The organism is Streptomyces sp. NPDC043685 (assembly GCF_056436585.1).
In genome coordinates, this window is record NZ_JBWKCH010000003.1 from 614,741 (window position 1) to 631,932 (window position 17,192).

At 73.4% G+C, this 17,192-nt stretch carries 16 protein-coding genes; 9 read left to right on the forward strand and 7 right to left on the reverse strand.

The annotated features are described in order from the left end of the window. Position 1: 1 nt before the first annotated feature. Complete coding sequence (locus AC0665_RS11970) at positions 2–1,024, reverse strand: alpha/beta hydrolase family protein (RefSeq protein WP_478704922.1); 1,023 nt, start codon at positions 1,022–1,024, stop codon at positions 2–4. A 177-nt stretch (positions 1,025–1,201) separates the two neighbouring features. Here AC0665_RS11970 and AC0665_RS11975 point away from each other — a divergent pair, with 177 nt between their 5' ends. Then, positions 1,202–1,675, forward strand: a complete 474-nt coding sequence (locus tag AC0665_RS11975; RefSeq protein WP_468404266.1) for a carboxymuconolactone decarboxylase family protein — start codon at positions 1,202–1,204, stop codon at positions 1,673–1,675. 28 nt (positions 1,676–1,703) lie between these two features. On the opposite strand, the gene AC0665_RS11980 is transcribed toward AC0665_RS11975, so the two are convergent. Then, on the reverse strand, positions 1,704–2,408 hold the full coding sequence (locus tag AC0665_RS11980; RefSeq protein WP_468404268.1) for a FadR/GntR family transcriptional regulator: 705 nt from the start codon (positions 2,406–2,408) through the stop codon (positions 1,704–1,706). Between the two features lie 328 nt (positions 2,409–2,736). Between AC0665_RS11980 and AC0665_RS11985 the strand changes: the two genes are divergently transcribed. The 4 genes from AC0665_RS11985 to AC0665_RS12000 all read left to right on the forward strand — a co-directional run bounded on the left by AC0665_RS11985 (position 2,737) and on the right by AC0665_RS12000 (position 6,744). After that, complete coding sequence (locus AC0665_RS11985) at positions 2,737–4,065, forward strand: L-fuconate dehydratase (RefSeq protein ID WP_478508736.1); 1,329 nt, start codon at positions 2,737–2,739, stop codon at positions 4,063–4,065. Next, positions 4,066–4,821: an SDR family NAD(P)-dependent oxidoreductase gene (locus AC0665_RS11990; protein ID WP_478704923.1), complete on the forward strand. Its 756-nt coding sequence runs from the start codon at positions 4,066–4,068 to the stop codon at positions 4,819–4,821. Then, positions 4,818–5,804 (forward strand): aldo/keto reductase, encoded by a 987-nt coding sequence (locus tag AC0665_RS11995; RefSeq protein WP_478704924.1) that lies wholly within the window; start codon positions 4,818–4,820, stop codon positions 5,802–5,804. Before AC0665_RS11990 ends, AC0665_RS11995 begins: the two co-directional genes overlap by 4 nt. Before the next feature lie 106 nt (positions 5,805–5,910). Next, a complete protein-coding gene (locus AC0665_RS12000; RefSeq protein WP_478704925.1) occupies positions 5,911–6,744 on the forward strand; it encodes an amidohydrolase family protein in 834 nt (277 codons plus the stop codon). Here the strand turns inward: AC0665_RS12000 and AC0665_RS12005 are convergent. After that, on the reverse strand, positions 6,732–8,153 hold the full coding sequence (locus AC0665_RS12005) for a lipase maturation factor family protein (protein ID WP_478704926.1): 1,422 nt from the start codon (positions 8,151–8,153) through the stop codon (positions 6,732–6,734). The genes AC0665_RS12000 and AC0665_RS12005 overlap by 13 nt on opposite strands. 145 nt (positions 8,154–8,298) lie before the next feature. On the opposite strand from AC0665_RS12005, the gene AC0665_RS12010 reads away from it, so the two are divergent. The 3 genes from AC0665_RS12010 to AC0665_RS12020 all read left to right on the forward strand — a co-directional run bounded on the left by AC0665_RS12010 (position 8,299) and on the right by AC0665_RS12020 (position 12,510). Next, positions 8,299–9,459, forward strand: a complete 1,161-nt coding sequence (locus tag AC0665_RS12010) for a DUF6777 domain-containing protein (protein WP_478704927.1) — start codon at positions 8,299–8,301, stop codon at positions 9,457–9,459. A gap of 77 nt (positions 9,460–9,536) precedes the next feature. After that, the gene (locus AC0665_RS12015; RefSeq protein ID WP_478704928.1) at positions 9,537–11,624 is read left to right on the forward strand and encodes a SpoIIE family protein phosphatase; all 2,088 of its coding nucleotides are present in this window, start codon (positions 9,537–9,539) and stop codon (positions 11,622–11,624) included. Positions 11,625–11,646: 22 nt separating this feature from the next. Then, positions 11,647–12,510, forward strand: a complete 864-nt coding sequence (locus tag AC0665_RS12020; RefSeq protein WP_468404284.1) for an Fpg/Nei family DNA glycosylase — start codon at positions 11,647–11,649, stop codon at positions 12,508–12,510. 19 nt (positions 12,511–12,529) lie between these two features. Here AC0665_RS12020 and AC0665_RS12025 read toward each other — a convergent pair whose 3' ends face one another. The 4 genes from AC0665_RS12025 to AC0665_RS12040 all read right to left on the reverse strand — a co-directional run bounded on the left by AC0665_RS12025 (position 12,530) and on the right by AC0665_RS12040 (position 15,816). Next, positions 12,530–13,711: a PP2C family protein-serine/threonine phosphatase gene (locus AC0665_RS12025; protein ID WP_478704929.1), complete on the reverse strand. Its 1,182-nt coding sequence runs from the start codon at positions 13,709–13,711 to the stop codon at positions 12,530–12,532. A 91-nt stretch (positions 13,712–13,802) separates the two neighbouring features. Continuing rightward, positions 13,803–14,453, reverse strand: a complete 651-nt coding sequence (locus AC0665_RS12030) for a zf-HC2 domain-containing protein (RefSeq protein WP_468632708.1) — start codon at positions 14,451–14,453, stop codon at positions 13,803–13,805. A 151-nt stretch (positions 14,454–14,604) separates the two neighbouring features. Then, entirely contained in the window at positions 14,605–15,117 is a 513-nt protein-coding gene (locus AC0665_RS12035) for a hypothetical protein (RefSeq protein ID WP_468404290.1), read from the reverse strand. 153 nt (positions 15,118–15,270) lie between these two features. After that, positions 15,271–15,816, reverse strand: a complete 546-nt coding sequence (locus AC0665_RS12040) for a sigma-70 family RNA polymerase sigma factor (RefSeq protein ID WP_468632710.1) — start codon at positions 15,814–15,816, stop codon at positions 15,271–15,273. Between the two features lie 222 nt (positions 15,817–16,038). Between AC0665_RS12040 and AC0665_RS12045 the strand changes: the two genes are divergently transcribed. Beyond that, positions 16,039–17,190, forward strand: coding sequence for a CapA family protein (locus tag AC0665_RS12045; protein WP_478605793.1), 1,152 nt, complete (start codon positions 16,039–16,041; stop codon positions 17,188–17,190). The last annotated feature ends 2 nt before the right edge of the window (positions 17,191–17,192 follow it).

The following is a 17,192-nucleotide window of genomic DNA, read 5'->3' on the forward strand; positions in this document are numbered from 1 at the left end:
CTCAGCGCAGATGCCGCGCGAGGAAGGCCTCGGTGACGTCCATCGAGGACGCCCACTTCGGCCCGAAGGTGTGCCCCTCGCCGGGGACGCCGCGCAGCTCGACGTCCTTGCCCGCCCTGGCGAAGGCGGCGGCGGTCTCCCGGGACCAGGCCGGTGGGCAGGTGTCGTCCGCGGTGCCGTGCTGGATCAGCAGCGGCTCGGTGACACGGTCGAGGTGGCCGAGGGGCGTGACACCGCGCCAGAAGGCCGGGTTCGTCTCGGGCGTGCCGTGCTCGGCCTCGATCTCGGCCACCACGGGGTCGCCGTCGGACCGCTGGAAGTGGTCGATGTTCTCCTCCGGCCGCGCGCTGACCGGGGCGTACGCCACCGCCGCGTCGAACAGGCCCGGTGCCACGACCAGCGTGTTGTACACGACGCCTCCGCCCATGGACCGCCCGAACAGCCCGATGCGGTCGCCGTCGATCTCGGGACGCCCGGCATCGCGCAGGGCCAGAGCGGCCCCGATGACGTCCTCGGTGTACCCGAGGCGCAGGTTCACGTCGTTGTCCGGGTCCTTGTCGGAGCGGGCGTGGTTGCGGTAGTCGGTGTGCAGGACGACGTAGCCGCGCCGGGCCAGGCGGTCCTGCTCGCGGGGCATGCCCTGGCCGCTGGAGTAGACGTCCGGGTCGATGTAGCCGTGGGCCAGCACCAGCGCCGGGAAGGGGCCGTCGCCCCGGGGGATGTTCATGATCCCCGAGATCGTCAGGCCGTTCGCCTCGTACGTGACGGCGTGGCGGGTGTAGGCGGAGGTGCGGTCGAGCACCGTGCCCAGACGCAGGCCGGAGCCCGTGTGCTCGCGCCGCATCAGGGCCTGGAGGGAGACGGGGTCGGCCGGGGCGGGGGAGGCGGTGCGGGGACCGGCCCCAGTGACCCGGGCCGAGGCCGTGGAGGTCGCGGGCACGGCGTCCCCGGCACCGCCGGTGCGGCCCGTGGTGACGGCCAGCAACACTCCGGCGGCCGCGCAGGCGATGCCCCGAAGCCGCATACGGCCCAGTGTGACCCCGCCGGGCACGGGATGAACAGGCCGGGCCCGGGCCTGCCCCCGCGCCTCCGCGGGGCTGCCGGGGAGAGGGGAGACGCAGGTCACATCCGTCCATGTCACATCGTGAGGGGCCGCTGCCTCATAGGGGTGTACGCACCGACAACGGCAGAGGAGCTCACCATGAGCGCACGACTGGACATCTTCGGCAGCCCGAGCGCGAGCAAGCTCGTCAAGCAGTTCTCCGCCGTCGGGCGGCTGGTGGTGGAGTCACCGCTGCCGGCCGCCACCCGGGAACTGGTCTCGCTGCGCGTGAGCCAGATCAACGGGTGCGCGGTCTGCCTCGACATGCACACCAAGGAGGCCGCCGCCGCGGGCGAGAGCGCCGTACGGCTCCACCTCGTGGCGGGGTGGCGGGAGGCCACGGTCTTCACGGAGGCCGAGCGCGCCGCGCTGGAACTGGCCGAGCAGGGCACCCGGATCGCCGACGGCGCCGGCGGGGTGCCGGACGAGGTGTGGGAGCGGGCCGCCAAGCACTACGACGAGGAACAGCTGATGGCGTTGGTGACCCTGATCGCCTTCATGAACACCGCGAACCGGCTGAACGTCATACTCCAGCAGCCGGCGGGCGACTATCAGCCCGGCCAGTTCAAGTAGCCGCGCGGAACCGGGCCCTGGGACTGCCCTAGGGCCCGAGCCGTGCCCGGAGCCACTGCTCCACCTCACCCACGTGCGCGGCCGCCGCCGTGCGGGCCGCCTCCGGGTCGCGGGCCGCCAGGGCCCGGTGGATGGCCGCGTGCTCGCGGCGGGTGCGGGCGAAGGCGCCCTCCTCCTGATAGCCGCGCCAGACGCGGGCGCGGAACGTCCGCGAGGACAGGCCCTCCAGGATCGCGGCCATCGTCTCGTTGCCCGCGGCCGCCGCGATCTCCCGGTGGAAGGCCAGGTCGTGGGCGAGGATCTCCTCCGGATCGTCCGTGGCGTTCATGGCCGCCAGGTGCTTCTCCACCTCGGCCAGCTGGTCCGCGGTGATCCGCGCGGCGGCCAGGGCCGTCGCCGTCGACTCCAGGACCCGCCGGATCTCCAGCAGTTCGACCAGCTGCGGGCCGCGCGAGAGGTCGGCCACGACGCCGAAGGTCTCCAGCAGATCGCCGGCCTCCAGCCGGGTGACGTAGATGCCCGAGCCGTGCCGGGCCTCCAGTACGCCCAGGACCGTGAGCGCGCGGATCGCCTCCCGCATCGAGCTGCGCGAGATGCCGAGCCGGGCGGCCAGATCGCGCTCGGTCGGCAACCGCTGGCCGGGCTCCAGCCGGCCCTCGCCGATCATCGCCTTGATCCGGTCGATGGCGCGCTGCGTCACGGTGCCCTTCTGCGGGGCTGTTCCGTCGTCCACGCCGTTCCTCCGATCACGCGCTCCGGCGCAGTGTAACCAGCCAAGTGGTCGGACCACTCCGGGTCGGAGATGGGACAATCTGCTGTCGGAGGGTGTCCCGGCGGGCGAGTGGTCTGATAAATATGCGGACATCTGCTGGACCACCGGTCGGAGGGAGCTCCCTGGGATGCCCGGAAGCACAGGGCGGAGACCGGACACGTCACGGGACCCGGCGCGGGTGTGCCGGCCTCCGGAGCCCCTGGTGCTCACCGCCCACGGCCCGCCCGGGGCACCACCGGCCCCGCCCAGGACCGACCTCCCCGCCGCGTCCCGACCCGAAAGGCCCTCCGTGTCCCCGACGCCCGCCCGCATCACCGCGGTCGACACCCACGACATCCGCTTCCCCACCTCGCGCGAACTCGACGGCTCCGACGCGATGAACCCGGACCCCGACTACTCGGCGGCCTACGTCGTCCTGCGCACGGACGCGGCCGACGGTCACGAGGGGCACGGATTCGCCTTCACCATCGGGCGGGGCAACGAGGTGCAGGTCGCCGCGATCGAGGCGCTGCGCGGGCACCTGGTCGGCCGGGACCTCGACGCGCTGTGCGCCGACCCCTCCACCCTCGACCGGGACCTGATCGGCGACAGCCAGCTGCGCTGGCTCGGACCCGAGAAGGGCGTGATGCACATGGCGATCGGCGCCGTCGTCAACGCCGTGTGGGACCTGGCCGCCAAACGCGCCGGTCTGCCGCTGTGGCGGCTGCTCGCCGAGGCCGAACCCGACTGGCTCGTGCGCCAGGTCGACTTCCGCTACCTCACCGACGCCCTCACCCCCGAGGAGGCCCTGACGCTGCTGCGCCGGGGCCGGCAGGGCGCCGAGGAGCGCACGGCCCGTCTGCTGGAGCGCGGTTACCCCGCCTACACCACCTCGCCCGGCTGGCTCGGCTACGACGACGGGAAACTCACCCGGCTCGCCGCCCGGGCGGTCGCCGACGGCTTCCGGCAGATCAAGCTCAAGGTCGGAGCCGATCTCGACGACGACATCCGCCGCTGCCGCGTGGCGCGCTCGGTCATCGGCCCGGACGTGCGCATGGCCGTCGACGCCAACCAGCGCTGGGACGTCGGCGAGGCGATCCGCTGGACCCAGGCCCTCGCCGAGTTCGACCCCTACTGGATCGAGGAGCCCACCAGCCCCGACGACATCCTCGGCCACGCGGCGATCCGCCGGGCCGTCGCCCCCGTGAAGGTCGCCACCGGCGAACACGTGCAGAACCGGATCGTCTTCAAACAGCTCCTCCAGGCCGGCGCGCTCGACGTCGTCCAGATCGACGCGGCCCGGGTCGGCGGCGTCCCCGAGAACCTCGCGATCCTGCTGCTCGCCGCCAAGTTCGGCGTACCGGTGTGCCCGCACGCGGGCGGCGTCGGCCTGTGCGAACTCGTCCAGCACCTGTCGATGTTCGACTACGTGGCGCTCACCGGCACCACCGAGAACCGCGTCATCGAATACGTCGACCATCTGCACGACCACTTCCTGGACCCGGTGGTGATCCGCGAAGGTCACTACATGGCACCCACCGCGCCGGGCTTCTCGGCGGCCATGCGGCCCGAGTCGCTCGCGCGGTACAGCTACCCGGGCGGCGCGTTCTGGGCCGCCGACCTCGTGAAGGAGCACTGAATGAGCGACTTCGAGGGCCTCAGAGCCCTGGTGACGGGCGGCGCCTCCGGCATCGGCCGGGCCACCGCCGAGCTCCTGGCCGAGCGCGGCGCCCGCGTCGCCGTCCTCGACCTCGACCCCTCGCCGGTCGGCGAGCCGCTGATCGGCCACCGCGCGGACGTCACCGACGACCAGTCCGTGCGCGAGGCCGTCGCGGCGGCGGTCGCCGACCTCGGCGGACTGGACGTGCTGATCAACAACGCCGGCATCGGCGCCCAGGGCACCGTCGAGGACAACCCCGACGACGAATGGCACCGCGTCTACGACGTCAACGTCGTCGGCATGGTCCGCACCACCCGCGCCTGCCTGCCCCACCTGCGTGCCTCCGCGCACGCCGCCATCGTCAACACCTGCTCCGTCGCCGCCACCGCCGGCCTGCCGCAGCGCGCCCTGTACAGCGCGACCAAGGGCGCGGTGTACTCCCTCACCCTGGCCATGGCCGCCGACCACGTCCGCGAGGGCATCCGCGTCACCTGCGTCAACCCGGGCACGGTCGACACCCCGTGGGTCGGCCGCCTCCTCGACGCCGCGCCCGACCCGGCCGCCGAACGGGCCGCCCTGGAGGCCCGCCAGCCCACCGGCCGGCTCGTCTCGGCAGCCGAGGTCGCGGGCGCCGTCGCCTACCTGGCGGGCCCCCTGTCCGGCGCCACCACCGGCACGGCCCTCGCCGTCGACGGCGGCATGCAGGGCCTGCGGCCGCGCCCGGTGGCCCGGTGAACCGGCTCGGCCGCAGCGAAGTCGCGGTCAGCCCCCTGTCCTTCGGCGCCGCCGCCATCGGCAACCTGTACACCGAGGTCGGTGAGCGGCAGGCCCACGACGCCGTGGAGGCCGCCTGGCAGCGCGGCATCCGCTACTTCGACACCGCCCCGCACTACGGCCTCGGCCTGTCCGAACGCCGCCTCGGTGCCGCCCTGCGCGCCCACCCGCGCGACCGGTACACGATCTCCACCAAGGTGGGCCGCCGCCTGGAGCCCTCGGACGGCTCCGGTGACGACCTGGCGGGCGGCTTCGCCGTGCCCGCGACCCACCGCCGCGTATGGGACTTCACCGCCGACGGCATCCGCCGCACCCTGGAGTCCAGCCTGGAACGCCTCGGCCTCGACCGGGTCGACGTCGTCTACCTCCACGACCCCGACGAGCACGCCGAAGCGGCCTTCCGGGAGGGCTATCCGGCGCTGGAGCGCCTGCGCTCCGAGGGGGTCGTCGGCGCGATCGGCGCCGGGATGAACCAGGCGGAGATGCTCACCCGCTTCGTCCGCGACACCGACGTCGACGTGGTGCTGTGCGCCGGCCGCTACACGCTGCTCGACCAGAGCGCCCTCACCGACCTGCTGCCCGCGGCCCACGAACGCGGCACGTCCGTCGTGATCGGCGGCGCCTTCAACTCCGGCCTGCTGGCCAACCCCGAACCCGGGGCGAGGTACAACTACACCGTCGCCCCCTCCGCCCTCGTCGAGCGCGCCCTGCGCCTGAAGTCGGTCGCCGACCGGCACGGCACCACGCTGCGCGCCGCCGCCCTGGCCTTCTGCGCCGCCCACCCGGCCGTCGCCAGCGTCCTCGTCGGCGCCCGCTCCGCGCACGAAGTGCGCGACTGCGCCCACCAGTTCGCCGCCCGGGTGCCCGACGGGTTCTGGCAGGACCTGCGCGCCGGGGGCCTGCTGCCCGACGACGCCCCGGTACCCCGCGAGGAGCCGTCATGAGAGCGGCCCCGCACACCGAGGACGGCACCGGCCGCGTCGCCGCCCACCGCGAGGTCCCGGAGCGCGAGGACTGCGCCCGTTCACCCGTCGTCCGGGAGCTGCCGTCATGAGCGCGGTCGACGCCCACCACCATGTCTGGGACTTGTCCGTCCGGGACCAGGACTGGCTCACCGGCCCCGAACTCGCGCCCCTGCGGCGCGACTTCACGATGGAGCACCTCGAACCCGAGGCGAGGGCCGCCGGGGTGGACCGCACGGTGCTCGTCCAGACCGTCACCGTGGCCGAGGAGACCCCCGAGTTCCTGGCCCTGGCAGACGAGCACGACCTGATCGCGGGGGTCGTCGGCTGGACCGACCTCACCCGCCCCGACGTCGCCGACGAACTCGCCCGCCTGCGCGCCCTCCCCGGCGGCCGGTACCTCAAGGGTATACGCCACCAGGTCCAGGGCGAACCCGATCCGGCCTGGCTGCTGCGCCCGGACGTGCGCCGCGGACTGGCCGCCGTCGCCGACGCCGGGCTCGTCTACGACCTGGTCGTGCTCCCGCACCACCTGCCCGCCTGCGTCAGGGCCGCCGCCGACCTGCCCGGTCTCACCTTCGTCCTCGACCACCTCGGCAAGCCCCCCATCTCCGCCGGAGCCCTGGAACCCTGGGCGGCCGGCCTGCGCGCCCTCGCCGCCCTGCCCAACACGGTCGCCAAACTGTCCGGCCTGGCCACCGAGGCCGACCCCGCCTCCTGGACGGTCGACCAACTGCGCCCCTACGCCGACGTGGCCCTGGAGGCGTTCGGCCCCGAGCGGCTGATGCACGGCTCGGACTGGCCGGTGTCCACGCGGGCGCTGCCGTACGGCGACACCCTGGAGCTCACCCGCCGCCTGACCGACCCGAAGGACCACCCGCAGATCCTCGAAGCCACCGCCACCCGCGTCTACGGCCTGTGAACCGGCTTCGCCAGCCGCGTCGGCGGCAGGAACTGCCTGACGTACGTCCGCTCCCAGCACGCGCCCGTCTCCCGCAGCTCACGCCACGTCGTGTAGCGGTAGCGGAACAGGCGGGCGCGCACGTACGTCGGGGGTTCGTCCGGCGGGAACGGTGAGCGGCGCAGCAGCCTGAGGGTGTCCCGGTCGTTCTCCAGCAGCCGTTCCACCAGCGCCCCGAACCAGGGCTCGGCGTAGGCGGGGGAGAGGGCGGCGAACCACATCAGCCAGTCGAGCCGCAGATGGTAGGGCGCGAACTGGCGCGGCCAGCGCCGCGGATCGCCCGGCTTGCCCTTGAACTCGTACTCCCGCCAGCCCGACTCCGCGCGCGGCACCTCGTCGGCCGTGCCCTCCACCACCACCTCGTAGCGCACCCGGCTCACACTGCCGAACGCCCCGTAGGTGTTGACCAGGTGGAGCGGGTCGAAGGAGCGGTTCATGACCTGGCGGCGGGAGAGCATGTTGCGGACCGGCCGGTGGCTGAGGCCGGCCAGCAGTGCCGACACCGCGAGCACCACGACGACGTACCAGAGCGGCGCGCCGGGCAGGTCCGGCGGATCGGCCGGGAAGCGCACCGCCGACAGTGCCAGCACGATCGTGATCCAGTTCAGCCAGGCGAAGTTGCCCGACAGCACCAGCCACAGCTGGGTGACGATCATCAGCGACGCGGCGGCCGTCGCGACGGGCTGCGGGGTGAACAGCGCGAACGGCACCACGAGCTGGGTGACGTGGTTGGCGGCCACCTCGACGCGGTGCAGGGGCTTGGGCAGGTGATGGAAGAACCAGCTCAGCGGGCCCGGCATCGGCTGCGTCTCGTGATGGTGGTCCAGACAGGTGAGCTTGCGCCAGCACGCGTCGCCGCGCATCTTGATCAGCCCTGCCCCGAACTCCACCCGGAACAGGATCCAGCGCAGCAGGAACAGCACCACGACCGGCGGCGCCACCTCGTCGTTGCCGAGGAACACGGCGAGGAACCCGACCTCCAGCAGCAGCGACTCCCAGCCGAACGAGTACCAGGTCTGCCCGACGTTCACGATCGACAGGTACAGCACCCATGGCACCAGCCACAGCAGCGTGGCGCCCCACAACGGCAGCAGCGAGTCCACCCCGGCCAGCAGCGCCGCCGACACGGCGCAGCCCGTCCACGCGCACAGCGCGAAGAAACCGTCCGAGTAGTGCAGCTGGAACAGGCTCGGCGCCCGCTTGAACGGCACCCGCTCGACGAACCCCGGCACCGGCAGCATGCCGCGCCGCCCGATCAGGGCGCGGAACTGAAGGGCCGCCGTCAAGAAGGCCACGAGGTACACGGCGGCCAGCGCCCGCTGGAAGACCAGCCGGGTCAGCCAGTAGCCGGACGCGGTGAACCAGTCCACGGCCGTGCGGTCCTCCTTCCGGTGCGGCGCCCGGCCCGGTCGTCACGCCGCGTGTACCGGCGCTTCCGGTTGCGTGACCCGAGTGAGCGAAGCAAACAATAGTGACGCAGGGGCCGAAAAGGGCCGAGGTGAGCGGGAGGACGAGGTGCGGACACCCACCGGGACCCTCGTTCCGACCTGCGCGCTCGTGACGGTGCTCCTCCTCTCCGGCTGCGGCGACGACATCACCGGGCGCGGCGACGCCACCGGTCATGGAGATGACGCGCACGCCCGGGAGGAACTCCTCCTCCAGCCGGCCGCCGCGCCGGGGCCCGACCCCTTCACGGACTCCACGGCCTTCACGGCGGCTACCCCGTCTCCCGCCCCGCGAACGCCGAGCGGCACCGATCGGGCCCTCACCGCCCGGAGCGGGCCGCGCTCCCTGTCCGGCGCGACACCCGGCCTGTACGGCGGCACCGAGCGCACCGGCATCTGTGACATCGGCCGGCAGATCGGCCACCTCACCCGCGACCGGGTGCGGCGCCGTGCCTTCGCCCGGGTCGTGGGCGTCTCCCCGGCGGCCGTCCCCGACTACATCCGTGCGCTGACCCCGGTCGTGCTGCGCGCCGACACCCGCGTCACCGGCCACGGGCTGCGGGCCGGACGCGTCACCCGTCACCCGTCCGTCCTCCAGGCCGGTAGCGCCGTCCTGGTCGACGACCGGGGCGTGCCGCGCGTGCGCTGCGCCTGCGGCAACCCGCTGCGCCCCCCGACGGCGCCGCGCGGCACGCCGGTCACGCGGGGCACCCCCTGGCCCGGCTACCGGCCAGGCGAGGTGATCGTCGTGACGCCCGCCCCCCGGGCCGTCACCGGTTTCACGATCGTCGACGTCGTCGCCCGGACCTGGATCGAGCGTCGTACCGGCCACGACGTACGCCACGACCGGGCCCTGCCGTCACCGGCCCGGGTGACGGGCACCCCGGAGCCGTCCCCACCGCCCACCCCGCCCCGGCCCCAGGCCGTGCCCGAATCGGATCCGTTCGCGGAGCCGGCCCCCGACCCGGGCGGCTCCGTCCCTCGCGACATCCCCGCCGCCCCCAGCCGCCCGGGAAGGGACCCGAACACGGAGGCGGCCCTGCCCCGACCCGAGGAGACCGTCCCGCTTCCCGACGAGCCGGCCACCCCGGAGGACCCAGGCGGCCTCGACGAGGTCGGCCCCGCGGCCGTCCCGGACGACCCCGATCCGCCCGACGGAGCCGGGCTGATCCCCGACGACCGGGCCGCCGGACGCATCCCCGGCGGCCCCACAGGCGTCTTCGGTGACTGAGGGCCGCTCCGGCGGGGCGGCCCGTACACTCGGCACATCCGGTCGAAGAATCGGACGAATCCTGGCAAGGTGGGCCCATGGCTGATCGGGGAGCGAACGCCCTTTCCCTCCCGGACGACTGGCCCGCCCACCCGGACCCGATCCTCGCGCTCAACCGGATGGGCAGCTTCGACTGGGATCTGGACACCGGCCTGATGCAGATGGACGCCCAGGCCCACGACATCTTCGACGTGCGCCCCGACGAGTACGACGACCATCCCGAGACCCTCGCCAAACGTGTGCCGCCCGACGAGTCCCGACGCCTGGACACCGCGGTCTCCCAGGCGCTGAAGAACGGCAGCGAGAACTACGGCGCCTACTTCCGCATCCGCCGCCGCGACGGCACCCTGCGCTGGACCCACACCCAGGGCTACATCCGGCGCGACGACACCGGACGCCCGCGCCGCATCATCGGCATCGTCCGGGACGCCACCCAGGAGCTCGGCGAGAGCGACGCCCGCCGCGACCAGGCCGCCAAGGACGAGGCCCGCAGGGAGCAGACCAGCGTCGTCGAACTCACCACGGCCGCCCTCGCCCACGCCCGCACCGTCCAGGACGTCATCGACGTCCTCAAGGACACCCACGGCCTCGTCCACCTCGGCGCGACCAGCCTCGTCATGGGCCTGGTCGAGGCCGACCGCATCCGCCTGGTCGCCGAGGGCCCCACGGACAGCTTCGTGCCCGGCACCCGCGTCACGAGGATCGACGAGCCCTACCCCATGAGCGAGGCCGTGCGGACGCTCGGCCCCTGCTTCATCGAGTCACCGCAGGAGTTCGCCGAGCGCTACCCGGTCCTGTGGCCCCACATCACCGGCCTCGACATCACCTCGGCCGCCTATCTGCCGCTCATCGTCCAGGCCCGGCCGATCGGCGCGATGGGCCTGCTCTACAGCGACCGGTACGGCTTCACCCCCGAGGAGCGCAACATCCTCGTCGCCCTCGGCAGCAGCATCGCGCAGAGCCTGCAACGGGCTATGTTCTTCGAGCAGGAGATGGACCTCGCACAGGGCCTCCAGCAGGCCATGCTGCCCCGGACCATCCCGAGCGTGCCCGGCGCCGACGTCGCCGTCCGCTACCGCGCCGCCACCATCGGCGGCTCCGTCGGCCGGGACATCGGCGGCGACTGGTACGACCTGATCCCCCTGCCCGGCGGCCGGGTCGGCGCCGTCATCGGCGACGTCCAGGGCCACGACACCCACGCGGCCGCCGTCATGGGCCAGTTGCGCATCGTGCTGCGCGCCTACGCCGCCGAGGGCCACCCGCCGGCCACCGTCATGGCCCGGGCCTCCGTCTTCCTGCACGAACTCGACACCGACCGCTCGGCGACCTGCCTCTACGCCGAGGCCGACCTGTCCACGGGCGTCCTCCAGATCGTCCGGGCGGGCCACATCGACCCGCTGGTGCGCCACACCGACGGCTCCTGCCGCCGCGTCACCGTCCCGGGCGGGCTGCCACTCGGGCTGTCCGCCGAGTTCGGCCGCCTCGAATACCCGGTGAGCGCCATAGAGCTCGACCCGGGCGACACGCTGCTGCTGTGCACCGACGGCCTGGTGGAGCAGCCCGGCGCCGACCTCGACGACGGCATGCGCACCCTGAGCGCGCTCGTCGAAACCGGCCCCGACGACGTACGGAAGCTCGCCGACCGGCTGATCGACGTGGCCGCCGAGCGCTGCGGCGACGACGACGTAGCCCTGCTCCTGCTGCGCCGCCGCGGCCCCGACCACCCGCAGTCCGGCCGCCGGCTCCAGCAGCACGTCGCCCCCGGCGACCCGGCCGCCCTGACCGAGGCCCGGCGGATGATCCGCACCGCGGTCGCCGCCTGGGGAGCCGGCGATCGCGCCGACGAGATCGAACTGGTCGCCGACGAGCTGATCACCAATGCCCTGATGCACACCGAGGGCTCCGCGGTCGTGACGCTGCGGGCCTTCACCGGCTCCCAGCGCCGCCTGCGCGTCGAAGTGGAGGACTCCTCCAGCGCCCTGCCGCGCCGCCGCGAGGCGGGCGAGTCGGGCGTCTCCGGGCGGGGCCTGCTCCTGGTCGAGCTGCTCACCGACGTGTGGGGCGTGGAGGCCCGGGGCGGCGGCAAGGCGGTGTGGTGCGAGTTCGTCGTGCCCGGCCAGGACTGACCCCGCGTGGCACTCTGGAACCATGCCGGAACTCCCCGAGGTCGAGGCGCTCAAGGACTTCCTGACCGAGCACCTCGTCGGCCACGAGATCGTACGGGTGCTGCCCGTCGCGATCAGCGTCCTCAAGACGTACGAACCGCCCCTGTCCGCACTGGAGGGCCACGAGGTCACCGCCGTGCGCCGGTACGGCAAGTTCCTCGACCTGGCCACCGCCGACGGACCGCACCTGGTGACGCACCTGGCCCGCGCGGGCTGGCTGCACTGGAAGGACCGTCTGCCCGACGGGCCCCCGCGCCCCGGCAAGGGACCCCTCGCCCTGCGCGTGGCCCTGGAGACCGGCGCCGGTTTCGACCTGACCGAGGCCGGCACCCAGAAGCGGCTCGCGGTGTACGTGGTGGGCGACCCGCGGGAGGTCCCCGGCGTGGCCCGGCTCGGTCCCGATCCGCTGGCCGACGACTTCGACGAGCGGCGCCTGGCCCGGCTGCTGGCCGGTGAACGGCGGCAGCTCAAGGGCGCCCTGCGGGACCAGAGCCTGATCGCGGGCGTGGGCAACGCCTACAGCGACGAGATCCTGCACGCGGCGAAGATGTCGCCGTTCAAGCTGGCGGCGTCCCTGAGCGAGGACGAGACCGCGCGGCTGTACGCGGCCCTGCGCGACACGCTCACCGAGGCGGTCGAACGCTCCCGGGGCGTGGCGGCCGGGCGGCTGAAGGCCGAGAAGAAGAGCGGACTGCGGGTCCACGGCCGCACCGGTGAGCCGTGCCCGGTGTGCGGCGACACCGTCCGGGAGGTGTCCTTCAGCGACTCCTCGCTCCAGTACTGCCCGACCTGCCAGACGGGCGGCAAGCCGCTCGCGGACCGCAGGATGTCCCGCCTGCTGAAGTGACCCGCGAACCGCGCCCGGGTCACCGGGACGGCGGCGCCCACTCGAACATCAGGATGGTCGCGTCGTCGCGCAGCCGGCTGGTCGAGGAGTCGAGGATGGAGTGGATGAGACGCCGCAGTGTCTCGGACGCCAGCTCACCGGCGGCCGTCGCCCGGATGATGTAGTCGGCGAACTGTTCGAGGCCGAATTCCCCGCCGTCCGCCGACCGCGCCTCGGTGACCCCGTCGGTGTACATCAGCACCCGGTCGCCGGGCTTCAACGCGATCTCGTGCACCGACCGCTTCCGTCCCGCGAGCAGGGAGGGCAGGCCCATCGGCGGCTCTGGCTCACGCAGCATGGCGTCCCCGAGCAGCCGCCGGTCCCGGATCACCAGCGGGGCGGGATGACCGCAGTTGGCCCACCGCAGCACTCCCGAGGCCAGGTCCAGCTGGGCCAGGACACCCGTGCAGAACTGGTCGGGAAGCCACTGCGCCAGCGCCTCGTCGACGCACTGCACCAGTTCCGGCAGGTCCGCGCCGGTCCGCCGGGCGTTGCGGCACGCCGCCAGCGACACGGCGGTGGTGAGCCCGGCGGCCAGGTCGTGGCCCATGGCGTCGAGGACCGTGGCGTGCAGGGTCGTCTCGGTCAGGGAGTGGTCGAAGGCGTCCCCGCCGATCTCGTAGGCGGGCTCCAGCACGGCCGTGGAGACCACATGGGCGGTGCCGATCGTGCGGGGCGGCAGGAAGGCCCGCAGCATCTCGGCGGGCAGCCGCATCCGGTGCGTGCGGGTCCGCCGGACGAAGGAGTCCTCGTACGCCCGGCTGGTCGTGATCATCATGGCGATCAGCGTGGCGAGGGCCCGGCTGCTGCGCAGGACGGCCGGGGTCAGCGCGGGAACGTGCACGGCGAGGACGCCGAGGCGTTCCGCGCCGTCCACCAGGGGCAGCCAGGCGGTCATGCCGCCCGACTCCGAGTCCGTCACGCGCAGCGACTGGGTGCGGTAGGTCCAGCCCGCGAGCGAGTCGTCGACGAGCAGGGACGCGGTGACGTCGGTGAGGGGCACGAGCCGGCGCTGCTGGATGTCGGCCAGGTAGACCACGGAGCGCGGGATCCCCAGGGCCTTGGTGCAGCGGGCGGCCGCGGTGGTCAGGTCGAGCGCCGCGGTCCGCGGGTCGGCGAGGAACTCCTCCAGACGACTGTCGCCGGTCTCCGCCGTCGTCACTTCGTCTCCCCTCGCGCGCTGTCCCGGTGCGTCACCCAGCAGTCTCACACCGGGGCGCGCCGGGCGCCCGGCGGCGGGGGCGGACGGATGGTCAGCTCGGCCGGAGTCTCCACAGGACCTCGCCGGCCGCCGAGCGGATCTCGTAGCGGGCGATGTCCTCGGGATGCATGGAGGAGCTGGCCATCATCGTGTTGGGGTCGTCGTGGCCGGGGCCGTGCCAGCTGGTGGCGGTCTCCTCGGTGCCGTCGTGGCCGATGATCACCAGGTGGCAGGCGCGCGGTCCCGAGCCGTCCTTCACCTTCAGTTCGACCTGGCTGCCGGAGGCCTCGTCCGCCGTGGTGACCTGCGCCCACACGCCCGTCCGCGTGTCGGTCGCCGCGACCGTGCGGGGCTGCGGGGAGTCGCCCTCGGCCATCATCGCGATGCCGGGCACCGAGGCCGCGAAGACCACCGAGGCGGCGAGGGTGAACAGCAGGCGCCTGCGTCCGGCCCGGCGCCGGGTCGCGACCTCGGCCAGCAGCCCGTCCAGCATGCGCGGCCCGGGCTGTGCCATCGGGTGCACGAACCTGGGTGTCGCCCGCCGGTACAGCATCAACTGCCGTGTGGTCGCGCCGAATTCCGTCACCTCTGCAGCGCACCGAGGGCACTCCATGAGGTGGTCCTCGAAGCGGAAGGCCTCCGCCTCGTCCAGCACGCCGAGCGCGTAGGCCGCGACGTCGCGATGCCTCTCCAGGGACCTCATGCCGAATCCTCGTGCCGTTGGGTGCGGGTGGGGTTACTCCTTGCTCCCACCGGTACGGACCAGGCAGCGGAATCACTCAAGCCGGTGACACAATCGCAACCAAAGGATTCGGAGCCCTCCGGCCCGCGGATTGGTCCCGGGCCGCGGAAGTCTAAAAAAGATGGATCGCGAGGTGTCCCAGCGGCAGTCCGAGCTGCCAGGCGGGCGTCCAGACCTTCGGTCCCTCGTCCTCCCCGACCACCGGCGCGCCCCCCGGCACCGCGTTGAGATCGGGCGCGAGCAGCTCCGTCTCCCGCAGCCAGCGCCAGGCCTCCCGCGCGAGGTCCAGGTCCGGGGCGGGCCGGCCCGAGCGCGCGGCGCCCACGGCGAGCTGCGCCAGCCGGTCGCGCACCCACTCCTGCCACGGCTGGTCGTACGCGGTCAGCGACAACCAGGTCTCCAGCTGGGTGACCACCCGGATGCCGGACAGCTCCCCGTCGGTGTCGGACAGGAAGATGGTGAGCGCCAGGGCGTCCCGCCCGGCGCGGAACTCGAAGGACGTCGGCGGCATCAGATCGCCGGTCCGCAGCAGCTCGTCGGCGATGTACTCGGCGTACAACCACGCCATGGGGACGGTCAGTTCACCGTCGGCACCGTCCGTGCTCCCCTGCTCTTCGTCCAGCATCCCTTCCTGCCTTCCTCCGGTACGTGCGCGTCGCCCGACACCGGGCCCCCGGGGACACTGACGGCCCCCTCCGGAACACGGATGAGGACAGCCGATTACTCAACCGGGGTCCCCGGCAAGGCGCTTTACGGAGGCTTGACCCACCCATTGGTTTCACCGCAGGTCGGCGGCGTATCCCGGGAGCACCCTGCGCAGGGCGCGCAGCGCGTAGTACGCGCGGGACTTCACGGTACCGGGCGGGATCCCGAGGGCCGACGCGGCTTCCGCCACACTCGCCCCCTGGAAATACACCAGCACCAGGACTTCACGGTGCTCCGGAGTGAGTGTCTTCACAGCCCGGCGGACGTCGAGCATCGCCGCGGCCCGCTCGGCGTGGTCGGAGCTGACCCGCGCGTTCTCCAGCACCGCGTCGCCGACCTCGGCCGGACGTGCCTGGCGGGCCCGCCGGGCGTCGATCGCGAGCCGCCGCGCCACGGTCATCAGCCAGGGCCGCACCGAGTCGAAGTCGTCGGCGCGCAGGGCCTCGGGGTGCTGCCAGGCGCGCACCAGCGTCTCCTGCACCAGGTCCTCGGCGCGCTGCCGGTCACCGTCGCAGAGCCGGAGCAGCAGCGCGAAGAGAGGCCGGCCGTGCTCCCGCTGCAATGCGGCGAGCTCGTGCTCGGCGGTCGTTCCGTTCATGAGTGTGGATCCGGCCGTCATGGCCGTATGCCACCGCAGGGGGCGGCCGGGGCACAGGGCACGTACCCGGCTGTGCGGCGGACGGTCGATCGCGTCGACGAACGGTTCGACGAACGGTCGGCGCGCCCGGCCATGCGGGTGCCGGAGGGGCCGATGAGCGTGTCGGAGCCGCGTGAGGCGACGCGGGCCTTCTTTCCTGTTCGTGTGTAAATACGACCACAACGCCCACAGTGGGGTGAATGCATGCTCGCACGCAGTCGACAGATCGCCCTGGCCCTGACCGTCGTCCTCGCCGCAGGCGCCGCCTGCCAGGCTCGCGGTCACGACACACCCGGCCCCGGACGCCCGGCACCGGACGCCGGGCCCCGCGGTTTCACGCTGGTCGCCTCCGGTGACGTCCTCCCGCACAGCACGATCATCGACCGGGCCCGCTTCGACGCCGGTGACGCCGGCTACGACTTCCGGCCGATGCTCGCCGGGATCCGCCCCGTCGTCTCCCGCGCCGACGTCGCCCTGTGCCACATGGAGACCGTCTACGGCGCGGACGGCGTCTACACCGGCTACCCCACCTTCAAGTCCCCGCCCGAGGTGGCCCGGGCCCTCGCCGTCACCGGCTACGACGGCTGTTCCACCGCCTCCAACCACACGCTGGACGACGGTGCCGACGGCATCCGCCGCACCCTCGACGCCCTCGACCGCGCGGGTGTCCGGCACGCCGGCTCGGCACGCACCGAGGAGGAGGCGGCCACCGCGACCGTCCTGCGGGCCGGCCCCGCGAGGATCGCCCACCTCGCCTACACCTACGACACCAACGGCCTCCCGCTCCCGGACGGGCAGCCCTGGGCCGTCGACCTCATCGACGAGGCGACGATCGTCGCCGACGCCAGGGCCGCGCGCCGGGCGGGCGCCGACGTGGTCCTGGTCTCCCTGCACTGGGGCACCGAGTGGCAGGACGCCCCCGACGACCGGCAGCTGACCCTGGCCCGGAGCCTCACCGCCGCGCGCACCGGCGACCGCCCCGACATCGACCTGATCCTCGGCACCCACGCCCACGTCCCGCAGGCCTACGAGAAGGTCAACGGCACCTGGGTGATCTACGGCATGGGCGACCAGATCGCCGGTGAGATGACCAACCACGAGGGCGTCAAGGACCCCCGCGGCAACCAGTCCACCCTCGGCCGTTTCACCTTCGCCCCGCCGGCGCGGCCCGGCGGGCGCTGGGAGGTCACGAAGGCGGAGTTCGTGCCGCAGCTCTTCGACGTCGACGCCGGCCGGGTGGTGAACCTCAACCGGGCGATCGCCGAGGGCGCCGACCTCCGGGCCGTCCGCGACCGCATCCGCGACGTCGTGCTCAGCCGGGGCGCGGCCGGGGACGGCCTGGTGATGGGTCAGTAGCG

Coding starts and splice junctions, on each gene's coding strand:
- AC0665_RS12030 (WP_468632708.1), bottom strand. CDS start 14,453: ATGAGGTCCCTGGAGAGGCATCGCGACGTCGCGGCCTACGCGCTCGGC.
- AC0665_RS12040 (WP_468632710.1), bottom strand. CDS start 15,816: ATGACGGCCGGATCCACACTCATGAACGGAACGACCGCCGAGCACGAG.
- AC0665_RS12015 (WP_478704928.1), top strand. CDS start 9,537: ATGGCTGATCGGGGAGCGAACGCCCTTTCCCTCCCGGACGACTGGCCC.
- AC0665_RS12045 (WP_478605793.1), top strand. CDS start 16,039: ATGCTCGCACGCAGTCGACAGATCGCCCTGGCCCTGACCGTCGTCCTC.
- AC0665_RS11990 (WP_478704923.1), top strand. CDS start 4,066: ATGAGCGACTTCGAGGGCCTCAGAGCCCTGGTGACGGGCGGCGCCTCC.
- AC0665_RS12035 (WP_468404290.1), bottom strand. CDS start 15,117: ATGCTGGACGAAGAGCAGGGGAGCACGGACGGTGCCGACGGTGAACTG.
- AC0665_RS11970 (WP_478704922.1), bottom strand. CDS start 1,024: ATGCGGCTTCGGGGCATCGCCTGCGCGGCCGCCGGAGTGTTGCTGGCC.
- AC0665_RS11975 (WP_468404266.1), top strand. CDS start 1,202: ATGAGCGCACGACTGGACATCTTCGGCAGCCCGAGCGCGAGCAAGCTC.
- AC0665_RS12000 (WP_478704925.1), top strand. CDS start 5,911: ATGAGCGCGGTCGACGCCCACCACCATGTCTGGGACTTGTCCGTCCGG.
- AC0665_RS12020 (WP_468404284.1), top strand. CDS start 11,647: ATGCCGGAACTCCCCGAGGTCGAGGCGCTCAAGGACTTCCTGACCGAG.